At 70.4% G+C, this 22,182-nt stretch carries 20 protein-coding genes and 2 tRNA genes; 9 read left to right on the top strand and 13 right to left on the bottom strand.

Features of this window, described 5'->3' with window-relative positions; translation table 11 throughout:
• Positions 1-42 precede the first annotated feature (42 nt).
• A complete protein-coding gene (locus tag PYR91_RS34105) occupies positions 43-705 on the top strand; it encodes a M15 family metallopeptidase (RefSeq protein WP_279786742.1) in 663 nt (220 codons plus the stop codon).
• A 61-nt stretch (positions 706-766) separates the two neighbouring features.
• Here PYR91_RS34105 and PYR91_RS34100 read toward each other — a convergent pair whose 3' ends face one another.
• Positions 767-1,141, bottom strand: coding sequence for a DUF6326 family protein (locus PYR91_RS34100; protein WP_279786741.1), 375 nt, complete (start codon positions 1,139-1,141; stop codon positions 767-769).
• Between the two features lie 111 nt (positions 1,142-1,252).
• On the opposite strand from PYR91_RS34100, the gene PYR91_RS34095 reads away from it, so the two are divergent.
• Both PYR91_RS34095 and PYR91_RS34090 read left to right on the top strand, forming a co-directional pair.
• Positions 1,253-2,167 carry a histidine kinase gene (locus PYR91_RS34095; RefSeq protein WP_279786739.1) on the top strand — a complete coding sequence of 305 codons (915 nt, stop codon included), beginning with the start codon at positions 1,253-1,255 and terminating at the stop codon, positions 2,165-2,167.
• The gene (locus PYR91_RS34090; protein ID WP_279786738.1) at positions 2,167-2,811 is read left to right on the top strand and encodes a response regulator transcription factor; all 645 of its coding nucleotides are present in this window, start codon (positions 2,167-2,169) and stop codon (positions 2,809-2,811) included. The genes PYR91_RS34095 and PYR91_RS34090 overlap by 1 nt, the downstream gene beginning before the upstream one ends.
• A gap of 139 nt (positions 2,812-2,950) precedes the next feature.
• On the opposite strand, the gene PYR91_RS34085 is transcribed toward PYR91_RS34090, so the two are convergent.
• From PYR91_RS34085 to galU, 7 genes are all read right to left on the bottom strand, one after another.
• A tRNA-Ala gene (locus PYR91_RS34085) sits at positions 2,951-3,024 on the bottom strand.
• Positions 3,025-3,082: 58 nt separating this feature from the next.
• Positions 3,083-4,129, bottom strand: coding sequence for a hypothetical protein (locus PYR91_RS34080; protein ID WP_279786736.1), 1,047 nt, complete (start codon positions 4,127-4,129; stop codon positions 3,083-3,085).
• Between the two features lie 178 nt (positions 4,130-4,307).
• The gene (locus PYR91_RS34075; protein ID WP_279786735.1) at positions 4,308-4,940 is read right to left on the bottom strand and encodes a GNAT family protein; all 633 of its coding nucleotides are present in this window, start codon (positions 4,938-4,940) and stop codon (positions 4,308-4,310) included.
• 70 nt (positions 4,941-5,010) lie between these two features.
• Positions 5,011-5,490, bottom strand: a complete 480-nt coding sequence (locus PYR91_RS34070) for a MogA/MoaB family molybdenum cofactor biosynthesis protein (RefSeq protein WP_279786733.1) — start codon at positions 5,488-5,490, stop codon at positions 5,011-5,013.
• Positions 5,491-5,515: 25 nt separating this feature from the next.
• The gene (gene moaC, locus PYR91_RS34065; protein ID WP_279786731.1) at positions 5,516-5,986 is read right to left on the bottom strand and encodes a cyclic pyranopterin monophosphate synthase MoaC; all 471 of its coding nucleotides are present in this window, start codon (positions 5,984-5,986) and stop codon (positions 5,516-5,518) included.
• Positions 5,983-7,191 (bottom strand): gephyrin-like molybdotransferase Glp, encoded by a 1,209-nt coding sequence (gene glp, locus PYR91_RS34060; protein WP_279786729.1) that lies wholly within the window; start codon positions 7,189-7,191, stop codon positions 5,983-5,985. The genes moaC and glp overlap by 4 nt, the downstream gene beginning before the upstream one ends.
• A 57-nt stretch (positions 7,192-7,248) precedes the next feature.
• Positions 7,249-8,154, bottom strand: a complete 906-nt coding sequence (gene galU, locus PYR91_RS34055) for a UTP--glucose-1-phosphate uridylyltransferase GalU (RefSeq protein ID WP_279786727.1) — start codon at positions 8,152-8,154, stop codon at positions 7,249-7,251.
• A gap of 24 nt (positions 8,155-8,178) precedes the next feature.
• Between galU and PYR91_RS34050 the strand changes: the two genes are divergently transcribed.
• Complete coding sequence (locus PYR91_RS34050; RefSeq protein ID WP_279786725.1) at positions 8,179-8,745, top strand: 5-formyltetrahydrofolate cyclo-ligase; 567 nt, start codon at positions 8,179-8,181, stop codon at positions 8,743-8,745.
• Positions 8,746-8,781: 36 nt separating this feature from the next.
• On the opposite strand, the gene PYR91_RS34045 is transcribed toward PYR91_RS34050, so the two are convergent.
• Positions 8,782-9,885, bottom strand: a complete 1,104-nt coding sequence (locus PYR91_RS34045) for an LCP family protein (protein WP_279786723.1) — start codon at positions 9,883-9,885, stop codon at positions 8,782-8,784.
• 132 nt (positions 9,886-10,017) lie between these two features.
• Between PYR91_RS34045 and PYR91_RS34040 the strand changes: the two genes are divergently transcribed.
• From PYR91_RS34040 to cpaB, 4 genes are all read left to right on the top strand, one after another.
• Entirely contained in the window at positions 10,018-11,520 is a 1,503-nt protein-coding gene (locus tag PYR91_RS34040) for a potassium/proton antiporter (protein ID WP_279786722.1), read from the top strand.
• A 771-nt stretch (positions 11,521-12,291) separates the two neighbouring features.
• Positions 12,292-12,633, top strand: a complete 342-nt coding sequence (locus PYR91_RS34035) for an FmdB family zinc ribbon protein (RefSeq protein WP_279786721.1) — start codon at positions 12,292-12,294, stop codon at positions 12,631-12,633.
• A gap of 136 nt (positions 12,634-12,769) precedes the next feature.
• Positions 12,770-13,576 (top strand): S-methyl-5'-thioadenosine phosphorylase, encoded by an 807-nt coding sequence (locus PYR91_RS34030; RefSeq protein WP_279786719.1) that lies wholly within the window; start codon positions 12,770-12,772, stop codon positions 13,574-13,576.
• A gap of 69 nt (positions 13,577-13,645) precedes the next feature.
• Entirely contained in the window at positions 13,646-14,287 is a 642-nt protein-coding gene (gene cpaB, locus PYR91_RS34025; protein ID WP_279786717.1) for a Flp pilus assembly protein CpaB, read from the top strand.
• A 279-nt stretch (positions 14,288-14,566) separates the two neighbouring features.
• Here cpaB and PYR91_RS34020 read toward each other — a convergent pair whose 3' ends face one another.
• Complete coding sequence (locus tag PYR91_RS34020; protein ID WP_279786715.1) at positions 14,567-15,640, bottom strand: D-alanyl-D-alanine carboxypeptidase family protein; 1,074 nt, start codon at positions 15,638-15,640, stop codon at positions 14,567-14,569.
• 2,004 nt (positions 15,641-17,644) lie between these two features.
• On the opposite strand from PYR91_RS34020, the gene PYR91_RS34015 reads away from it, so the two are divergent.
• A tRNA-Arg gene (locus PYR91_RS34015) sits at positions 17,645-17,717 on the top strand.
• 305 nt (positions 17,718-18,022) lie between these two features.
• Here the strand turns inward: PYR91_RS34015 and PYR91_RS34010 are convergent.
• The 3 genes from PYR91_RS34010 to PYR91_RS34000 form a co-directional block, all read right to left on the bottom strand.
• The gene (locus PYR91_RS34010) at positions 18,023-19,900 is read right to left on the bottom strand and encodes a hypothetical protein (protein ID WP_279786713.1); all 1,878 of its coding nucleotides are present in this window, start codon (positions 19,898-19,900) and stop codon (positions 18,023-18,025) included.
• Between the two features lie 930 nt (positions 19,901-20,830).
• The gene (locus PYR91_RS34005; RefSeq protein WP_279786711.1) at positions 20,831-21,118 is read right to left on the bottom strand and encodes a DUF1905 domain-containing protein; all 288 of its coding nucleotides are present in this window, start codon (positions 21,116-21,118) and stop codon (positions 20,831-20,833) included.
• 86 nt (positions 21,119-21,204) lie between these two features.
• On the bottom strand, positions 21,205-22,161 hold the full coding sequence (locus tag PYR91_RS34000) for a cyclase family protein (protein ID WP_279786709.1): 957 nt from the start codon (positions 22,159-22,161) through the stop codon (positions 21,205-21,207).
• Positions 22,162-22,182: the final 21 nt, after the last annotated feature.

Here is a 22,182-nt window from a genome sequence, read left to right as displayed (position 1 = left end):
GTGTCTCACGCGGAGGCGCCCATCTTTCCCAGGGTGGCCCGCATGACTGAGATAGTGCTTCTTTCCGACAGGCGGATCGCCGAGGTCCTGGTGCGAGAGTGCGGCGAACCGCTGGTGGACCTGCGCGCCATGGAGCCCGTACGGGTGGACCCACGCTTGGCGGACGAGGCCGGCGCGTTCGCGCACGTGCGGCTGAGCGTGGGCCACCGCCTGGTCGCGGCGCAGACCCATCTGCCTCGCGAGCTGCGCCTGCTGGTCATCGAGGGCTATCGCCCGGTGGCCCTGCAGGAGCGGTACTTCAGCGCGTCACTCGCCCGCCATCGGGCCGGGCACGCCGAGTGGGACGACGAGCGGGTCCGGATGGAGACCAGCCGATACGTCTCACCGCCCGATGTGGCCCCGCACACCACGGGCGGCGCGGTCGACCTGACCCTGTGCACCGCCGAGGGCGTGGAGCTCCCGATGGGCACCTCGGTCAACGCCACCCCGCCGGAGAGCGACGAGGCCTGCTACACCGACTCACCGGACATCTCCCCCGAGGCCCGGCGAAACCGCCGGACGCTGGCCGCGGCGATGACGTCCGCGGGCTTCGTCAACTACCCCACCGAGTGGTGGCACTGGTCCTACGGCGACCGCTACTGGGCACACGTCACCGGCGCCCACCACGCCACCTACGGCCCGGCAGGCGAACTCCCCGGCCGGTGATCACCGGCCGCGGGGCGGCGAGCGGTCGGGCGAAGGCCTTGAGTGCCGGGCGAGGGCCCGTTCAGGCCTCGGGAGGTGCGGGTGCCGCGCCGGCCCAGCGCCAGGCCAGGACGGCGATGAGTGCTGTGGCGGACACCTCGACGACGCTGTAGGCGATGTAGTAGACCGTCGGCGGTCCCACGGTCAGCGACCAGATCTGCACCAAGGTCATCACGGTTCCCGCTCCGACGTTGGTCCAGCGGTTCGGGCCGTACGGGGCCAGGAAGGAGACGAGGGTCGCGGCGATCGGGATCTCCATCAGAACCGCCGCCGACAGCAGGAAGCCGGGGGTGACCTCGATCGGGTTGACCTCGGCGGGATCGACGAGGCCGAGGATGTCGCAGTAGAGGTAGTTGAACATGACGAAGATCCATAAAGCGGACAGTGTGTTCTTCACGGCGCCGAAGCTAGGCGCGGACCGCCGGGCGGCGCTTCCCTCCCGGGAGCCGATCGCGATTCACTCCTGCGGGCGAGGACAAGGGGGCGATCGGGCGGCGACGATGGGCGGGTGACCTCCCTGCTGGACGTCCGCGCCGTCCGGGTGCTGCTGTGGGCGCTCATCCGAGTGGCCACCGCGCCGGTCGCCCTGGTCCTGATCGTGGTCAGGGCGCTGCGCCCGTTCGTCGCGCTGGTCCTGGTGCTCGTCACGCTGTTCCCCGGGACGTTCGGCGACCAGGACGTCGAGGTCTCCTGGCTGGAAGGGCTCGTCTGCGTCGCCGTCCTGGGGTTGATGCTGCTGCCGCTGCGCCGCGTCCTGGCCTCGCTCACCGCCTGGCACCTGCGGCTGGCCGCCCGCCTGCTGGGGCCCGGGCCGGGCGAGCTGGCGCTGGCCCGCGCCCGAGAGCAGCTCCGGATCGACCAGGAGCTGCACGACAGCATCGGCCACATGCTGTCGATGATCGTCGTTCAGGCCGGCGCCGGCGCGCACGTCTTCGAGCACGACCCCGGCTTCGCCCGCCAGGCGCTCGCCACGATCGAGCAGCGCGGCCGGGCCGCCCTCGGCGAGCTGGACCGGATCATCTCCGGCATCCAGGGCCACGCGCCCCTGCCCGGCGGCGACGACCCGTCCGCCCTGACCGCGCTGATCGACGGTGCGCGCGAGGCCGGGATGGCGGTGACCGCGTCGATCGAGGTGACGGGCCTGCCGCCCGCGATCGGGCGCGGGGTGCACCGGATCGTCCAGGAGGCGCTGACCAACGCGGCCAAGCACGCCCCCGGCCGCCCGGTCACCGTGGAGGTCGGCACCGGCTCCGGCGCGGTGACGATCCGCGTGGTGAACGCCTTCGACGGCCCCGCCTTCCCAGGGCACGGGCACGGCCTGGCCTCGATCCGCGACCGGGTGAGCCTGCTGGGCGGCACGGCCACCATCGGCCCCGCGGCCGGCGAGTTCACCGTGCGGGCCGTCCTGCCGCTGGAGTCCTGATGCGGATCGCGATCGTCGACGACGACCCCTTGGTGCGGATCGGCCTGCGCGCCATCCTGTCCAGCGAGCCCGACTGGGAGGTGAGCGCCGAAGCCGGCGACGGCCGGGCCGCGCTCGCCCTCACCGGCGGCCCCCTGCCCCCCGACGTCGTCCTGATGGACATCCGGATGCCCGGCATGGACGGCCTGGAGGCCACCCGCCGCATCACCGTCGCGCAGGACGCTCCCCGCGTGCTGGTGCTGACCACGTTCGAGGTCGACGCGTACGTCTTCGACGCACTTCGAGCGGGTGCGAGCGGTTTCGTACTGAAGAGGGTGCCGCCGAAGGAACTGATCGAAGCCGTCCGCGTCGTCGCCTCGGGCGAGTCACTGGTCTTCCCCGCCTCGACCCGCGGCGTCATCGAACGCTTCGCCGTACGAACCGGGAGACCGCTGCCGGAGCTGTCGCAACGCGAACGGGATGTCCTCCGGTCGCTGGCGCGCGGGCGGTCCAACGCGGAGATCGCCGGCGAGCTGTTCCTGTCGGTGCAGACGGTGAAGTCGCACGTGGCGTCGCTCCTGCTCAAGCTGGGCGTACGGGACCGCACCCAGGCGGTGATCGCCGCCTACGAGACAGGGTTCGTGGTGGCGGGAACGGGTCGATGAGCGTCAGCCGCACTCAGCGCTGGAGTGCCGGCGGTCCGGGCCTTTATGGCCGTCGCCGACGCCGTGAGCGCCGTGGTCATAGTCACCCAGAAGACCAGAAAGGCCGCTTCCGATCAGCGGAAACGGCCTTTGACCTGGGTGGAGCTGAGGGGATTCGAACCCCTGACCCCTTCGATGCGAACGAAGTGCGCTACCGGACTGCGCTACAGCCCCTAGGACTCGACCAGATTAGCAAACTTTGGCCACCACCCGCGCCACTCGGGGGGCGGGGCTAGTCGCCCACGGCGCGGCGGGGGCGGTCGGCGTGCTGGTCGAAGAGCTGGGCGTGTTTGCGGAACTCGATGATCTCGGCCTCCGCCTGCTGGGCGGCCAGCTCTTCGGCGCGCCGGCGTTCGCGTTCGCGGCGGTCGTGCTCGGCGCGGGCTCTGGCGGCCTCGGCGCGCTGCTCGCCGTCCACCAGGACGGCGACGCGGAGCACGGCGAGGTAGCCGGCCAGCAGGACGACGGAGGGGACGACGCTCCACCACGGGGCCACGCCCACGGCGGCGGTCACGAGCGAGGCGAGGTGCAGGAGAACGGTCCAAAGCAGCCAGCGGCGGCGGCGGGCCATCGTGCGGGCCCGGCGGCGACGCTCGGACGGCGGCGGGGGGCCCGCGAACGGGTCGCGCGGGTCGTCGCCCGCCTCGGCGGCGCTCGGCCCGGCCGCGTCCGTTCGAAGGGCGTCCGTTCGAACCGCGTCCGTACGAGCCGCGTCCGTTCCGGCGGCGGCGGGCGCGGTGGCGGGCCGGTTGCCGGACGGCTTCTCGGTGGCGTGCTCGCCGGGCGTCCCGTCAGGCCGGGTGCGGACGCCGGGAGCACGGCCGACGGGAGCGTGGCCGGAGTCGGAGGTGTGGTCGGCGGGAGCGTGGCGGAGGTCGGCAGCGTGGTCGGTGGAAGGGAGCGGGGCTTCGGTGAGGTCGCCGGGCGCCTGGGGCGGGGTGTCGGGGATCGTGGAGCGGCCGTTGGTGAAGAGGCGCCTGAAGGGGCCCGTCCTGGGGCGGTCGCCGGCCTCGGAGGCGTCGTCGCCGGTCGAGGGGGAGGCGAGACGGCCGGGGGCGGCGCTCGTGTCCAGCTCCATGGTCAGGTCGTCGTCGCCCAGCTCGGGGGCTTTGCCGGGCGGCGCGTTCACATGGACGTCGGTGAGGGTGTCGCCGTCCGGCTCCTCGCCCTCGTACAGCTCGTCGGCCTCGACGGCGGGGCGGTCGCGGCGCAGCCACATCGGGACCAGGACGCACAGCCACATGACCACGATGCCGAGATACAGGAAGGCGCTACTCATCAGGCGGCACCCCTCCTCCGGGCAGCGTGAACACAGCACAGGGCGAGTGCCGTCGCAAATGTGTTCACGTCACGCACCGTAGGACCGCGTGTCACGGATTGACGAGCATTCCGTCCGGTGTGTCGCGAGATCGTCAACCCGTTTATGACAAACCCCAGGTCAAAGGTATTTATGGTCGCTACGCCGTGCCGTCGAGCGGAGTCTTCTGCCGGGTCTGCCGCCACAGCGGGAGCAGCCCCCGGGGCGCGTCCTCCAGCGTCAGGGCGTAGCAGATATGGTCGCGCCAGGCGCCGTCGATGTGCAGCTGCCTGCGGCGCACCCCCTCCTCCCGGAACCCCAGCTTCTCGACGACACGACGGCTCGCGTGGTTCTCGGGCCTGATGTTGGCCTCCAGGCGGTGCAGCCCGACCGTGAAGAAGCAGTGGTCGACGGCCATCGCCAGCGCTGTCGGGATGATGCCGCGCCCCGCGAGCGCCCCGCTCACCCAGTAGCCCACCTGGGCCGAGCGCGCGGAGCCCCACACGATGGCGCCGACGGTGAGCTGGCCGGCGAACTGCCCCCGCCAGGTCACCACCCAGGGCAGGGCCAGCCCCTGGCGGGCCTCGCGGCGCAGCGTGCCGACCATCGAGACGTACGGGCCGAGACCGGTGCGGAAGAGCGGGGTCTCGGGGTTGCTGGGCTCCCACGGACGCAGCCAGTCGGCGTTGCGGAGCCGGGTCTCCCGCCAGGCGACGACGTCGCGCAGCCGCAGCGGCCGGAGACCCACCGGGCCCTCGTCGAGGATTGCCGGCCAGCCGCGAAGTCGATCCACGGGTCAATCATCCCCTGCCGGACCCCGTGTTGGCCACGCGGTACGTCACGCTCTCCTGGGCGGGCGCACCTCAGGGTCGCGGGTGGTCGCCGCCGCGGATCTGCTCGACGGCGTGCCGCAGGACCGGGGCGAGCACGGCCATGCCGTCGCGCACCCCTCCCGACGAGCCCGGCAGGTTGACGATCAGCGTCGCCCCGGCCTGCCCGGCCAGGCCGCGCGACAGCACCGACGTGGGCACCTTGTCGCGGTTCGCCTGCCTGACGGCCTCCGCGATGCCCGGGATCTCGCGGTCGATGACCTTGCGCGTCATCTCGGGGGTGAGGTCCCCCGGGGTGAGCCCGGTGCCGCCCGTGGTGACGATCACGTCGTACCCCTCGCGGACGCCCTCGCGCAGCGCCGCCTCCACCGGCTCGCCGTCGGGGACGACCCGGGGGCCGTCGACCCGCTCACAACCGGCCTCGGCCAGCAGCTCGGCCAGCAGCGGCCCTGACCTGTCGGGGTAGACGCCCGCGGAGGCCCGGTTGGACGCCGTCACCACCAGCGCCCTCATACGGCCGCGCCCGTCGGGAAAGGTGTCATGGTCGTGTCCATACGCCCGTCTTGCCCCCGGTCTTCTCCTCCACGCGCACGTCGGTGATCACCGCCGCCGGGTCGACCGCCTTGATCATGTCGATCATCGCCAGGCCGGCGACCGAGACGGCCGTCAGGGCCTCCATCTCGACGCCCGTGCGGTCGGCCGTCTTCACCCGGGCGGTGATCTCCACGCCGGAGTCGACCACGACGACCTCCACCTTCACGCCGTGCAGCGCGATCGGGTGGCACAGCGGGATCAGGTCGGGGGTGCGCTTGGCCCCCTGGATGCCCGCGATGCGGGCCACACCGATCGCGTCCCCCTTGGGGACGGCGCCGGAGCGCAGGATCGCCACGGCCTCGGGCGACAGCAGGACCCGGCCCGTGGCGCGCGCGGTGCGGACGCCGACCTCCTTGGCCGACACGTCGACCATGCGCGCGGCACCGGACTCGTCCAGGTGCGTCAGCTCGGTCACAGCGGGATCACCTCCACGGGCGTGCCCTCGGGCACCTCGGCGACGTCCTCGGGCACCACGATCAGCGCGTTCGCGCCGGCCAGGGCGGCGAGCTGGTGCGAGCCCTGCCCGTGCACGGGCGCCACGGTGGGCGCCCCGCGCTCGCCCTCCAGCACACCACGCAGGAACGAGCGTTTTCCCAGCGGGGACCGCAGCGCCCGGGTGGTCGTCGCGGTGACGGTGGCCGGCGGGCCCGCGGGCAGCCCGCGCATCTTCGCCAGCGCGGGGCGGACGTACAGCATGAACGAGACGTACGAAGAGACGGGGTTGCCCGGGAGCGTGAAGATCGGCACCTGCCGGTCGCCGACCAGCCCGAACCCCTGCGGCATCCCCGGCTGCATGGCGATCTTCTCGAAGCGGACCGTGCCCAGCGGGGAGAGCGCCTCCTTCACCGGCTCGTACGCGCCCATCGAGATGCCGCCGCTGGTGATCACGGCGTCGGCCTCGCCGAGCAGCTCATGCAGCGTCTCCAGGAACCGCGCGGGGTCGTCGCCGACGGCGCTCCTGCGGAACGCCTCACCGCCCGCCTGCCTGACCGCCGCCACCAGCGTGTAGCTGTTGGACTCCCAGATCTGCCCGGGGCCCAGCGGCATCCCGGGGTCGACCAGCTCGGCGCCGGTCGACAGCACCACGACGCGCGGGCGCGGCCGGGCGCGGACGACCCGCCGCCCCACCCCGGCCAGGATGCCGAGCTGGGCGGGGCCGAGCACCGCGCCGGGCCCGAGCACGACGTCACCGGCCCGGACGTCCTCCCCGGACCTGCGGATCGCGTTGCCGGGCGGCGGGACGCGGCGGATCGCCACCTTCGCCGTCCCGCCGTCGGTCCACTCGACGGGCACGACCGCGTCGGCGCCCTCGGGCACCGGCGCGCCGGTCATGATGCGGGTGACCATGCCCGGCGCCACCGCGTGCGGCGCGTGCTCCCCGGCCGCGACGTCCGCTGCCACCGGCAGCACCACGGGAGCGTCGCCCGTCGCCGCCTGGACGTCCGCTGCGCGGACGGCGTACCCGTCCATCGCGGAGTTGTCGAACGGCGGCAGCGCGACCGGCGAGGCGACGCTCTCGGCCAGGACGGCGCCCAGCGCCTGGTCGAGGTCGAGCTCGGCGGGGTCGAGCGGGCGCACGGCGTCGAGGATCTCCGCCAGGTGCGTGTCTACCGACTTCATCGCGTTCACCACGTCCTCCGGCTTCGTCGGGTGCCTCGCCGTGTCACGCGGCGCGGGTCAGCGGCCCTCCTGGTCGAGGAACTCGCGCAGCCAGGGGATGAAGTCGGGCGCCAGGTCGGGGCGCTCGGCGGCGAACTGCACGACGGTGCGCAGGTAGTCGAGCTTGTTCCCGGTGTCGTACCGGCGCCCGCGGAACAGGACGCCGTGCACGGGGCCGCCGCCGTCGTTCTCGCGCCCGGCCAGCTCCAGCAGGCCGTCGGTGAGCTGGATCTCGCCGCCGCGCCCCGGCGGGGTGTTCTCCAGCACCTCGAAGATCGCGGGATCGATGACGTACCGCCCGATCACCGCCCAGTTGGACGGCGCCTCCTCCACCGGAGGCTTCTCGACCAGGCCGGTCACCCGCACCACGTCGTCCTCGGACGTCGGGCTGATCTCGGCGCAGCCGTACAGGGACACCTGCTCCCTGGGCACCTCCATGAGCGCCACGACGCTGCCGCCGTACGTGTTACGCACCTCGATCATGCGCTTCAGCAGGTGGTCGCGGGGGTCGATGAGGTCGTCGCCCAGCAGGCACGCGAAGGCGTTCTGCCCCACGTGCTGCTTGGCGCACAGCACCGCGTGGCCCAGCCCCTTGGGCTCGCCCTGGCGTACGTAGTGGAACGTCGCGATCTCGACCGGTTCGAGAACCTGGGAGAGGCGCTCGGAGTCGCCCTTGGCGGCGAGCACCTCCTCCAGCTCGGACGCCCGGTCGAAGTGGTCCTCGATGGAACGCTTGTTCCGGCCTGTCACCATGAGGAGGTCGAGGAGCCCGACGGACACCGCCTCTTCGACGACATACTGGATGGCCGGCTTGTCGACGATCGGCAGCATCTCCTTCGGCGTCGCCTTGGTCGCCGGCAGGAAACGCGTGCCGAGACCAGCAGCCGGGATGACGACTTTCGTCACGGGATCGTAGTCAGCCATGAATGCACCTTAATGGAGGGCCGGGTGGACAAAGCGGAGCTGCGCCGGAGGATCGTCGCCGCACGTGCAGGGCTCGCCGATCCGCGCGGCTCGGCGACCGCGATCAGGGAAACGCTACTCGACCAGCCGTGGGCGCAGATGGCCGGGCTGGTCGCGTGCTACTGGTCGACCGGCACCGAGCCGGCGACGCACGGCCTGGTCCTGGCCCTGTGGAAGCACGGCGCCACGGTGATGCTGCCCGTCCTGCAGCCGGACGGCGACCTCGACTGGGCCGTGTACGACGGGCCCGACTCGCTGGCCCCCGGGCCGCGCGGGCTGATGGAGCCGGTGGACACCCGGCGCGGCGTGGACGCGATCCGCACGGCCGCGCTGGTCATCGTCCCGGCCCTGGCCGTGGACGCCGCCACCGGCGTCAGGCTGGGACGCGGCGGCGGCTCCTACGACCGGGCGCTGGCCAGGGTGGGGCCGAACGTGCCGACGGTGGCGCTCCTGCACGAGGGGGAGCTGATCGAGGGCGTGCCCGCCGAGCCGCACGACCGTCCGGTGTCGATGGCGGCGCTGCCTTCGGGAATCGTCAGCTTCCGGGAATGACCGGCCCGCGTCGCGCGGGAGAAACCCTCATCGCCGTCAGGGCAGGATGTTCAGGTCGTTCAGCCCGCCGCGCTCCTTGAAGTACTCCTCCAGGGCGTCCTTCCCGAGCGCCTCGTAGAACGCCTTCCCCGCACGCCTGTCAAGCTTGACGACGCTGGCGCCCTTGACCGTCGCCGTCCCCGCCGTGGGGATCGTCGCCGAGTCCACGTCGTCCGGCCGCACGTCCCTCAGCTCCAGCGCCAGGCCGCGCAGGGTGCTCAGCGTCACGCCGGAGTCCACGCTGACCGCCCTGGTCAGGGCCTCCAGGAAGGCGTTCAGCTTCAGCGGGTCGGTCAGCATGTCCCTGCTGGCGATCTTCTTTCCCATCGCGCCCAGGAACGCCTGCTGGCGGCGGATCCGGTCGAAGTCGCCGCCGGGCAGGTTGTACCGCTGCCGGACGAACAGCAGCGCCTTCTCCCCTTCCAGATGCACGTTCCCCTGCGGCCAGGTGACCTTGTTCGCCGGGTCGTACACCTCGCGCGACACGTGCACGTCCACGCCGCCGATCGCGTCCGTCATGGCGACGAACCCCTGGAAGTCCAGGGCGGCGAAGTGGTCGACGCGCACCTTGGTGAGGTCCTCCACGGTCTTGATCAACAGCTTGGGCCCGCCGAGGGCGTAGGCCGCGTTGATCTTGTTGTTTCCATGGCCGGGGATGCGGACATAAGAGTCGCGGGGGATGCCGATGAGGGTGAGCCGATCCCGGGCCGCCGGGACATGGACGATCATGATGGTGTCGGCCCGCTGGTTGCCCGACTCGCCAGGGCGCTTGTCCGACCCGATCAGCAGCCAGTTCTGCGCGTCGCCCACCGCCTTGACCGGTCGTGCGGCCTCCTCGGGGAACGCTCCAGGGATGCGCTCGATGTTGCCGTTCAGCGTGATCTGACGCTCCATCACCACGGCGAACCCGGCCGCGACGACCACCACGACGAGCAGCGCGACCGTGGCGAGCGTCCAGCGAAGCAGACGGCGCCTGCGCCTCGCGACCGGCCTCACCGGCGCTGGACCCGCCAGGTCGTCCATCATCGACCGCTCGACCGGGACGTCCTCGGGGTCGTCCCGCGTGGCCTGCGCGGAAGCGTGGGGAGTCTCGTCGGTCAAAGCCGTCACCTGATCACTGATGGGGTATGCGTGGCTCATGCGCCGCGTGCGACGGTAGCTGATAGCTGGGCGTCGTGGTAGCGGCTTATACGAATACGACAGAATGGGCGGAAAACGCGAGAAGGGTGGCCAGTGGAACTGAATATCTGGCTGCTGCTCGCGTCCGTCATCGTCATCGCCGCCATCGCCTCCGTGCGGATCGCGCACCGCACGGGACTGCCCAGCCTCCTGATCTACCTGGGCCTCGGCCTGCTCGTCGGCGAGGCCGGGCTCGGCGTCCAGTTCGAGAACGCCCCGGCCGCCCAGCAGATCGGCCTCGTCGCCCTGGCCGTGATCCTCGCCGAGGGCGGGCTCACCACCAACTGGCAGCACGTGCGCCAGGCCGTGCCCACCGCGGTGGTGCTGGCCACGTTCGGGGTGGCCACCAGCATCTTCGCCCTCGCGGCCGCCGTGCACGCGTTGCTCGGCCTGGACTGGCGCTCGGCCCTGCTGCTCGGCGCGGTCCTCGCCTCGACGGACGCCGCCGCCGTCTTCTCCGTGCTGCGACGCCTGCCTCTGCCCCCGCGCCTGGCCGGCATCCTGGAGGCGGAGTCGGGCTTCAACGACGCCCCCACCGTCATCGTCGTCATGACGCTGAGCCTGGCGGGCGCGCCGGTGCCGGCGTTCGGCCACGTGGTGCTCGACGCCGCCCTCGAACTCACCATCGGCGCCGCCGTCGGCCTAGGCATCGGCCCGCTGGGCGCGTACGCGCTGCGGCGCGTCGCGCTGCCGGCGTCCGGCCTCTACCCGATCGCCGTCCTCGCCCTCGCCCTCGTCGCGTACAGCGGCGCGGCGCTGCTGCACGGCAGCGGCTTCCTCGCGGTCTACCTGGCGACGCTGGTGCTCGGGAACGCCCGCCTCCCGCACCGGGTCGCCACCCGGGGCTTCGCGGAGGGCGCGGCGTGGCTGGCGCAGATCGGCCTGTTCGTCATGCTCGGAATCCTGGCCAGCCCGAGCGAACTGCCCACGGCGATCGTTCCGGGCATCCTGGCCGGGCTCGCGCTGCTGCTGTTCGCCCGGCCGCTGTCGGTGCTGGTCTCCGCCCTCATCGTCCGGCTGGCCAGGCTCGACCGCCTGTCGTGGCGGGAACAGGCGTTCCTGTCCTGGGCCGGCCTGCGCGGCGCCGTGCCCATCGTGCTGGCCACCATCCCCTGGGCCGCTGGCGTCGACGCCCGCAAGCTGATCTTCAACGAGGTCTTCGTCATCGTGATCGTCTTCACGATGGTGCAGGGCCCCACCCTGCCGTACCTCGCCCGCCTCCTGAAGGTCACCGCCCCCGACGAGGCCCGCGACCTCGGCGTGGAAGCCGCCCCTCTGGAGGAGCTGAACGCCGACCTCCTCCAGGTCACCATCCCCCCCGGCTCAGGCCTGCACGGAGTGGAGATCTTCGAACTCCGCCTCCCCACCGACGCCGCCGTCACCATGATCGTCCGAGACGGCCGCAGCTTCGTCCCCGAACCCTCCACCCGCCTGCGCGCCGAAGACCAACTCCTGGTGGTAACCACCGCCGCCTACCGCCAAACGGTAGAACGCCGCCTAAGAGCAGTAAGCCGCCGAGGCAAACTAGCCGGCTGGTACGGCGAACGCGGCGACTGACCCCCCACCACCCGGACCAGCGACGAAGTCCCTGACGCCGACGCCCCTCGCCCCCTCGCCCCGTCACCCTCCCGGCCCGTCGCCCCTCGACCCGTCGCCCCGTCGCCCCCTCGCCCCTCGGCCCGTCGCCCCGTCGCCCCTCGCCCCGCCGCCCCGTCGCCCCTCGGCCCGTCCCCCCGTCGCCCCTCGGCCCGTCCCCCCGCCGCCCCTCGGCCCGTCGCCCCGGGGGCCCCTCGCCCCCTCGGCATGCTCTTAACCGGCGCCGATACGGCGAGCACCATGAACGGCGAAACCGGCGCCGCGTACGGCGGCCCACCCCGACCACCGCCCAAGGTGGCCAACACCAATACGACGACCCACCAGCACTCCCCCGCCCCCGGCGCCCAGCGTGGCCCACCCACGTCCGCCCCGCCCAGCCCTCACCCCCGCCCCCGCCCTCGCCCTCGCCCCACCACAACGCCCCTTCAACCGGCGCCGATACGGCGAGCACCATGAGCGGCGAAACCGGCGCCGCGTACGGCGGCCCACCCAGACCACCGTCATCAAAGATCACATCGGTGCGACCAGCACCAGCGCGCACCCCATCCGACCCGTACGCACGTCGCGGAGACGCCCTGTCCTGGCCGCTGGGTCACCCCTCTCAGCGGCTGGTCAGGCAACCCGTGGCGGGGATTAGAACGGCTCTGGGTGGCGTTTAGCCTAATCGGCTGCGTACCATTAGCAGTCGCCCCGGTAGAGTGCCAAGCGCATGAGTCATATAAGGAGGAGTGCGTGCCCACCTATCAGTACGCCTGTACCGCTTGCGGTGAAGGGCTCGAGGTCGTTCAGCGCTTCAGCGACGACCCGCTGACCACCTGCCCGCGCTGCGAAGGCGCGCTGCGCAAGGTGTTCTCGGCCGTCGGCATCGTGTTCAAGGGCTCGGGCTTCTACCGCACCGACAACCGGTCGTCCAGCTCCGCGTCCACCGCCGCCGCCTCCGCGTCGAACGGCAAGGATTCCAAGGACTCCAAGGACTCCAAGGACTCCGGCAGCAGCGACTCCTCGAGCACGTCCGCCAAGAAGGAGCCCGCCTCCACGAGCACCACGGCCTCCACGAGCAGCACCGCAGCCTGACGCGCCCGGGTTGTACGGCCGGCACGGCCGTACAACCCGTCCACAACTCCAGGCGAGATCCACTCCCGCCGGAAGTTATCCACAGGTAGCCGACTCCCGCGCCGCCGCACCAGACGAGGACGCTAATGTCTCCGCCATGGTCATGAGAGCAGACATCGGCGTCATCGGCGGCTCAGGTTTCTACTCCCTGCTCGACGACGCCGAGCAGGTCGAGGTCACCACCCCGTACGGGCCCCCCAGCGACACCATCACGATCGGACGCATCGGCTCGCGCTCGGTGGCCTTCGTGCCCCGCCACGGCCGCGATCACCGGTTCCCGCCCCACCGCATCCCCTACCGCGCCAACCTGTGGGCGCTCCGCTCCCTTGGCGTCCGCCAGGTGCTGGCCCCCAGCGCCGTCGGCTCCCTCCGCGTCGAGTACGGCCCCGGCACCCTCGTCGTCCCCGACCAACTCGTCGACCGCACCTCCGGCCGGGTGCAGACGTACTACGACGAAGGCGGCGCCGTCCACGTCCCCTTCGCCGATCCCTACTGCCCCACCGGCCGCGCCCTGGCATACGCCGAGGCCGAGGCCCAGGGGTGGGACGCCGTCGACGGCGGCACCCTCGTCGTCATCGAGGGCCCCCGCTTCTCCAGCAGGGCCGAGTCCCGCTGGTTCAGCTCGAACGGCTGGTCCATCATCGGCATGACCGGCTTCCCCGAGGCCGTCCTGGCCCGTGAGCTGGCCCTCTGCTACACCACCCTGGCCCTGGTCACCGACCACGACGCCGGCGTGGAGACAGGCGAGGGCGTCACCCAGGAGGAGGTCTTCGCCTTCTTCGCCGCCAACAGCGAACGCATGCGCACCCTCGTCGGCACCGTGGCGGCAAGCCTCCCCACCGACCGCCCGTGCCCCTGCGGCACCGCCCTCGACGGCATCAACCTCCCCTTCGAACTCCCCTAGCCGGGCGGGGCGTTCGCGCTCACAGCACCGAGGAAACCGGAGTTCCACCACAGAGGAGCAGGCCGGCCGATGCGGACATCGACCATCCACCCGATCCAGGCCCTCAACCGCCGGCGCCGGCTCATCGCCGCGATCCTGGCGGCGGCGGCCGTGGGATGCCTGGGCCTGGCCCTGCAACCCCCCGACCGCCTCACCGAGGTCCTGGCCGCGGCCCGCGATCTCACCGGCGGCAGGCTGAACGGCAACGACGTCACCGTCGTCCGCCTCCCCCCAGAGGCGGTCCCCGACGGCGTCTACCGTCCCGGCGCCCAGCTCACCGGCCGCGTCCTGGCGGCCCCCGTCCGTCGCGGAGAACCGATCACCGACCTCCGCCTCCTCGGCCCCGCCTTGGTCGACGCCTACGGCCCGGGAATGCGCGCCACCCCGATCCGCGTCACCGACGCCGCCTCAGCCGGCCTCCTCCGCCCCGGCGACGTCATAGACGTGATCGCGAACGCCGCCACCCCCCAATGGGAAGACATCCCCTCCCCAGGCCCGGCCACGATCGCCCAGGCGGTCACCGTCATAGCCCTCCCCCGCCCGGCAGGTGCCGCCGACACCAACACCGGCGCCCTGGTAGTCCTGGCCACCACCCCCGACCAGGCCACCCAACTGGCCAGGGCCGGCCCAGGCTCCCACCTCTCGATCACCATCCACGGCCGATCCGGCTGACAGCGGCAATCCCTCGCCGGTACCACCGCGAACCCGTCCCATGGCGTACCGCTCCCCCGAATGAACACCGGAGCGCGCCTGGCAGACAGCGTGCTCACGCTCACGACCACGCGGACGTCCAGGCGGCAAACCCGTTCGTCCATACCGCCGTCGGGCCCGTCCCGCGGGCGCGCAAATGGCCCGAAGCGACATCTGAGCGCGCCAGGCAGGCAGGGTGGCCACTCACGACCACGCCGACGTCGAAGCGGAGAAGACTCAACGCTCAAGACACGAGCGTCGTCAGAGCAGAGAGCCGATCTTCGGGTCGTACTCCCAGTGCCACGGCTCGAACGGACTGCTGTACGCCCACTCCGGGTGGATCCAGCCGAACTTCTTGCCGTTGGCCTCAAGCCAGTTGAACTGCGCGGAGCGGAACTGGTCGACCCCGCCGCACAGATCGACGGCGAGCCCGAGCCCGTGGTTGCTCCGCCCCGGCACCGCGGCGAACCCGGGCCTGCGGTAGAAGACCGACTGCTGGTCGGCGAGGTTGCGATAGCTGTCCGTCACGCACATCGGCCGGCCGAACTGCCGTCTGTACGCCTCGTTGAGCGCCACGAACGCGATCGCCGCATCGGCCCGCAGCTCGTGACCCCGCTGCTGAAGCGGGCACAGCCCGCTCTTGGGAAGCAGCCCGTTGGGATACCCCGCGGCCTCGTCCACGTTGGTCGGGTCACAGGCCGCGCCCGTGCGCCCGCCCTGGTTGATCCGCACCCCGAGCTTCACCAACGTCTGCGACAGCGACTTCACGACGGTCGCCGACCGCTTCCGCAACGTGTCGACCTCGGCACCGAGCTGCGCCTCGACGAGCAACTTGGTCGACCGAAGCTCCTGCGCCTGTGCCGCGAGCTTCTGCTGCTCCTGGTAGAGCCGGCCCGCGTCCTCAAGCACTTCGTCCCGTCCCGAGACGAGATACGTCATGTCACTCATGGCCCGCAGAGTCGCCGAGTCGTCCTCGCTCGACAGGAACGGAACCACGTCCCCACCGGCCGGCGCCTGATAGAGCGACTGCACCAGATCGGCCAACGGCTTGCGCACCTTGGACAGCTCCACCGTCGCCACCTGCAGCTGCTGCAGCTTGGCCTTGAGCTCCTTGTCGGACTCGGCGAGCGTGGCCTGCCTCTTCTCAAGCGCCTTGGTTGCCTCGGCCAGCTCCTTGGACGACTTCTCCGCCTCACGACGAAGCTCCGTCAGCTTGCCGGGGTTGACCTTCGGCCGAGACGCCCCGCCGGACTCCCGCCCAGTCGTTCCGCTGGACTCCCGCCCAGCCGACTCACGAGCATCCGCCCACGCCTGATCGGCACCGGATGCGCTCACGCTCAGCAAGGAGACCATCGCCATAACGACCGCGACCAGGCCCGCTGATCGAGGAGTTGGCACGTTCGACCCCTCCGTTTGCGAACTTGTGACCTGCGCCCGCACGCACGTTACTACAGCAGACGGCCTCCAAGAGCCGAACTCGCATGACCCGTTAAGCACGAATCACACCCTTTATCCCCGCCCCACCCCGGCCCAGCAGCCAAACCCCCACGTCCCAGCACCAACCCAGCCCAACCCATCACCCCACCGAAAACCCCTTCCTTCACCACCCGCAGCCCCGATCCACCTCCACCAACCGTCACATGGAGTAACCAAGCTGCACTCCGGAGATGGGCAAGGGCCGGGGCTACGACTGCACCCGATCACCAGAGCGACATTCCAACGCTTCGCGGATCCAAGATCACCTGAACGGGCGCAGGTGGGCCCATAACCCCTGAACATCCGATCCACAGATCACGCAGCTGGGAGGCAGACGCGGAGAACAGCAACACCACGTGGCTTGTACTTGAAAGCGCCGGCCAGGCGGGTTAAGTCGTCCAGGACGACCACCCCAAGACCACCCGCCACCTACCGAAACGGCCCATCGAAGATCAGCCGTCGCACAAGCAGCACTCGGAGGAGGCAGATCCCTCTACTGGCGACAAGCTCACAACGCCCCACCGACGTAGGCCACCGGACCCCACCGATCACCGCATGCCGGCCCGCGCCTACGGCCGCTCAGCAACCCCACCACGCGGCGTCCCACCGCTCAACCGCGAGGCGCCACCAACCTCAAGCTCAACGAGGACCCACAAGCCCTGCAGAGCCGACAACGCCCGAAGCCCCACACGAGATCCGAGATACAGAACCGTCAATCAGGAACCTGAGCAGTCGACCGCGCCCCCACAGCCTCCGCAGCTTCGGCGCGCGCCGAAGAAGTATGCCCAAGCTGCCCGGACTCGCCAGGACCCGCGGCTGGCCCGCCCTGCCCGACGTCCACGCCCAACACGGCTTCCAAGCCCCCCACCGGCAGGCGCCAGACAGACCCCCGGGAGCCCTCCACCCATCCACGCCGCTCAGACTTCCCGGAGCCATCCACCCGCCCGTACCGCTCAGACTCCCCGGGGCCATCCACGTGCCCGTGCCCGCGCCGCACAGAGTTCCCAGCGCCATCCACGCGCCCATGCCCCACGGACTTCCCGAAGCCATCCACGCGCCCACGCCGCACAGACTCCTTAGAGCGACTCATCTGCCCACGCGACGCAGGATCCACGTCCTCCGCACAGTCCGCGTTCGACGCCGAACCATGCGGCCGCGAGCCGGCATCAACCGCCTGCTTCTCATCACCAACCAACCGTGACGCAGGACGAAGCGTCCCCAAAGTGGGAGTGCCACCTACCGGCAAAGCCGACCCACTCCCATCGGACCCGGCAGAAGTGACCAAACCAACCGCATCGTCCCGAACCGCCCCCCGCGACGACTGCCCGGCACCCACAACGTCCACAGAACCCACAACGTCCACAGATCGAACCGAACCCCCACCCACGCCCACAACCAGCGGAGCCGGCATCAGCCCTCCATAGACCAACCCCCCACCCCACGAACCCGCCCGTCGCCCAGAGCCCGAACCAGCGCCCACCGCTCCCGCCGAATCCACCCCTCCCCGGGGAGGGACAGATCCCTCAGGCCACCGACCCACCGCCCGAGCTTTGACGACGTCCCGCGACCTCTCCACCCCCCGCTCCCCAAACCCCACGACCTCTGCCACAAGCAACCCCGCAGCCAACACCCCAGGCGCCAACACCGCCGCCACCAGTCCCCCAGGCCGCACCCGCCGCCCCCTCCGCGCACCGTCACACCGCTCACCAATCACGCAGCGTGACGATAATCACCCCCCGCACCCCCCGAAGCCCTCATGCCAGACCTTGACCCCACCCGAGCCCACGCATGAAACACCCGCCAAGCAACCCCCCGCCCCCGCACACACGACACCCACCTTTCGGTACGCTTACCCCAGACCCCGCCTCCGTAGCTCAGGGGATAGAGCACCGCTCTCCTAAAGCGGGTGCCGCAGGTTCGAATCCTGCCGGGGGCACTCTCTTGACCAGTCATTACGTCCCCCACCAGGGCATCCCTTGATCACTGATAGTTGACGCTTGATGGATCGCTCCCCTCCGGGTTCCGGCCTGGCCCGTAGCGCGTCCAACAGTCGGTCCCGGGCGATGGCGGGCGCGTTGGTGACGCCGTAGGCGCCGTGAGCGCCGTCGTCGCCGTGATTCGAGCTGATCGAAGACTCGAAATGGAAGGATCACGTGGGTTTGGAGCGCAGGCCGCGCCCCTGGGTGCCGTGGGAGGTCCCAGGGGCGCGGCTGCGTCGGTTCGGCCGCGAACTTCCCGTGCCTACTTCTTCGGCACGTACAGGCGGATGTTGTCGATGCGGGCCTGGCCCTCACCGACGTTCGTGTACGGCTCACCGATGACGAAGTAGTCGGGGTAGGCCGAGCCGGCCGGCCACTGGTTGTCCCACGTCTTGGAGCCGAATGCGCCTTGCGCGGTGTGCGACGTGTTGAACTGGCCGGCGTACTCCTCGGCGTCCACGTTGTAGTGGAAGATCGGGACGTTCGCCCCGACCACGCCGGCGTCGTCGTCGATGAAGCCCCGGGTGAACCGGTAGGTCTGTTCGCCGACGTTCTTGAAGTTGCCGCTGACCTCCAGCGTGTAACCCGCCTCGGTGCGCTCGATGGCGAACGTGTAGTCCTCCTTGGGCATCAGCTCGGGCTGCAGCTCCACGGCCGACTTCTGCACGCCGGAAACCGGCCGACGGTCGCAGCTCGTCACGAACGTCTGCGACTGACCGAGCGAACCCGTGAAGTAGAGCATGTTCACCGTGGTGCGGTTGCTCTCGTCCCAGGGGTACTTCTCACCGGTCCGCGAGTCGCAGACGTCGTAGCCGTCCGTGTTCCGGGACGGGGCCGGGCTGAACTGGTCCATCAGCACCTTGCGGTGCCAGTGATACATCGCCAGGTTCCGGGGCATCGCCGGGAAGTCCAGGATCGACATGAAGTGGAACGCGTTGTACGCCTCGTTGCTGTCCTCCCGCACGGAGTGTGTGGCGCAGGGGTCGGCCGGGTCGATGTCGTTCGGGTCGCCGACCCAGGGGTAGAACGTCTTGCACTCCCCGAGGGCGTACCCGTTGTACTTGCCGTCGTAGAACAGCGAGCCGTCACGCAAGCCGCCGAAGTCGAGCGTCTTGAGGTCGTACTCGATGCGGTAGTACTTCGGCAGCGGCTCGGTGTTTCGGATGATCGCGCCACCTGTGTGGTTGGGCACGCTGATCTTGGCGACGGAGCCCGCCTTCTTCAGCGACTCCGTCGTGATCGACGGACGTTCGGCGGTGTCGGTGTAGCTGTCGTCGACCCGCCCGCCGCTCTCGCGCGCGGAGAGGGACGCCGTGAGCCAGCCGTCCCGGCCGAACTCGGTCTCCTGCCGGTAGGTCCGCATGGTCGCCATCGCCGCGTCGAACTCGGGGCCGAGCTGAAGGCGGTAGAGGTCGCCGTTGTCGTCGTTGAAGTCGTCGACCGGCTCGCTGTAGTCGTCGAGCACCCACGGGCTGGCCTCAGTGCGGATCGGCTTCCCGAACTGCTCGACATACTTGAGCTTCCAGCGCGTGGGGACGGGTTCCGGCTCGGGCGAGGCGGCCGCGCACGGCGGGGTCACGCCGTCGTCGTTCTGGATGATCGTCAACTTCACGCTGTGAAAGGTCACCCCGGCCGTGCCCGCCTCGACGCGGAAGTCGGCGCCGCCGTTCTCGCGGTTGGCGAACCGGGCGTCCATCAGCTCGAAGCCCGCCGTCTTCCACGTGTTCGACCCGGTGCGGTTCACCGAACCCGTCGAGCCGTACGCGCTGCTGGTCGAGTCGTACTGGACGCGGAACGTGGCCCCGCCCTCGTCGAAGTACTCGACCTGCAGGCACGCGACGAACGCGCCATCGAAGGCGATCGCGTCGTCGACCTGGAAATACATGTGTTGCGCCGGTGCCGAGGTCTGCACGGTCGCGCGTGCGCTCCGCCCGCCGACCGTCACGGGTGCGGTCGTGCCGTCACCCTGCTCGATCTGGCGGAGACCGTTCTCCTCGTTGACCTCGCCCAAGATGATCGAGGCGCTGGGCTCGTCCGCGGCGGCCGGCGTCGCGGCGAGAACCAGAGACGCCCCCAGAGTGACCACGCTCAGGGCCGCCACGGCCGAGCGACGTCCGCGACTGCGAGTTGTTGCTCTCATTGCGCTTCCTTGGATTCGTGCGAGACGTACGCGTCACCCGTGAGTCGCACTCGTCGGCGTGCTTCCGGTCGAGTCGTCTCGCTCATCTTCTTGATCTTGTCGAGCACGAGATACCGGTCGGTCGGCGTCCGCGGGTGGGTCGTACTCGACGACTTCCTCGCCGTCGGCATTCCTGTCGTCACCATTCGAATAACTCGAATCCTCCTCGATTCGGTACCTGATCATAGCCTTGATAAATGTGAGACACCTTGTCAAGGGTTTTGATTCGTGGACTTTCCTGGCTGATCGACGGATTCCTCACCGGGCATTCGAGTATCTCGAATCGACGGTACATCTCGACATGGCGTGGGCCGTCAATGGTCGCGGCCACGGTGATGGACACCGTGGCAACTGGTCACGCCGATTTTCGCAGGGGGAGACGAGCTTCCGCCGCACGTCGAGCGCGAGCCCGGTCACCGGCAGGCGGCGTTCGACGGCGTTAGGCGCACGCTTGCTCGCGCCAACCCTGTGGCCCACTCGGTGGACCCGGCCACTGGTTTCGTTCTCAATGGCCAGTTGCCAAGTGAACACGAATGGATTCAATAGGGCCTTGAATTAATTGCGGAAGGCCTCAGGATCGCTGTGTAGCGGGATATTCCCGATCTCGTCCGCGTGGCGATAATGCTGTGCGCGACCTCTATCAGCGGAACCCTTCGGAGGTCGCGGACAGCGTACTGTTTTGCCGAAACCGCGCCCCGAGCGGCGCAGTCGGGTACCGATGCTGGACCGGGTGCGGGCGGTGACCCGGGCTGGCTCGACCATCGCGGCCCTGAAGCGGGCTTCGGCGGCGATGGCGATTGCGGGACCGGCGACGGGGCCCGTTGGGGAGCCTGCGGTCGTTCAGATGTTTGGTCAGCCCCCGCCCGGGGCCGCTGCCCTACACCCTGTCTGTCAGACATCGACGGCAAGGCGGACCGTCACCGTCTCGCCTACCTCAAGCCCTTCGGCCTTCCGCACCCAGGCCTTCACCGGCACGATGTACCGCCCATCTTTCGGGAACAGTGACGTCTTCCATCTGGTCCCTCCGATCTGCGCCGTGACCGGAATCATGCCCCAGCCGTAGCTCACGAGCCTGGAAGTCGCTTCCAGCTCACCGCACTCCTCTTCCGTAACGGTGACGAAGTGCCACGGCGCAGGACCTTTCCAGAACCACATCTCGCCGCTGAATTTCAGGTTCATGTGGTCAGGATAGGAGCCGATCGGTTCCAGCAGCAGACACGCTCACGCGTCCGAGTGACCGGCACTCGGGAGCGGTTCAGTCGTGGTCAGAAGGTGGCGATCGGGTTGACCGGGCTGCCGGATGTGCCGGCGAAGCGGACCGGTGCGACCGCTAGGTGGAAGTCCCACTGGCCTAGCTCGGCGGCTGTTGCCGCGCATGCCTCCAGGTCGCAGTTGTCGAGCATCCACAGGCCCATGGCGACGAGGCTCACGGCGTGGACCGGCATCAACACGCTTTCGTAGCCCGACGGCTGAACGTCCTGGGGAGTGTCGGCGCCGATCAGCGCGACGCCTCGTTCATGCAGCCACGGCAGGCAGGACGCGTGCCACCCGGCCTGCTTGAATCCGCTGATCGGACCGCTCTCGTGCCGGGCGCGGCCGTAGCCGGTTCGCAGGAGCACCGCGTCGCCGGATCGCACCCGCACCCCCTGGCGACGCTCGGCCTCCTCCAGATCGTGGGGATACACACCCTCCCCCGGTTCCAGCCACGGCACATCGCGCACGCTCGCGACGTCCAGCAGGACGCCGCGCGTGATGATCCCGTTCGCCGCCGCCGTGACGGACGCCCACGCCGATCCCGTCGCGGCGTCGACCAGCGAGTGCGACCGCCCGTTGTACATCATGCCGTCCCAGAAGATGTGACACGGCGAGTCGACGTGGGTGAGGGTGTTGCCGTGGAACGTGACGCCGAGCCGCTCGGACGAAAAACCCCAGCGCCGGTCGTAGCGGAACTCGGGCACCGGCATGTTCTCGGCACCCGGCATGTCGGCGGCGCGCGGGCACGTCGTCGTCGACCGCTCCATGTCCTCCGGTACGGCGACCTCCCATGCGCACGACACGCTCCTGCCGTGGCGCACGGCCCGCGCCGCCGCCAGCCGGACGTCGTCGGTGATGTGGTTCAGGGTGCCGAGCTCGTCGTCGTCGCCCCACCGCCCCCAGTTCGACAGCGTGTCGAAGTACCCGAGCACGTCGTCCTGCGTGGGCATCGGCCGCCCTGCCGTCATCACAGAATCGACTCCTCCGGT

Source organism: Sphaerisporangium sp. TRM90804 (assembly GCF_029846175.1).
GTDB lineage: Bacteria > Actinomycetota > Actinomycetes > Streptosporangiales > Streptosporangiaceae > Sphaerisporangium.
Note: the sequence above shows the minus strand (reverse complement) of the source record. Positions and strands in the feature narration are given on the sequence as shown.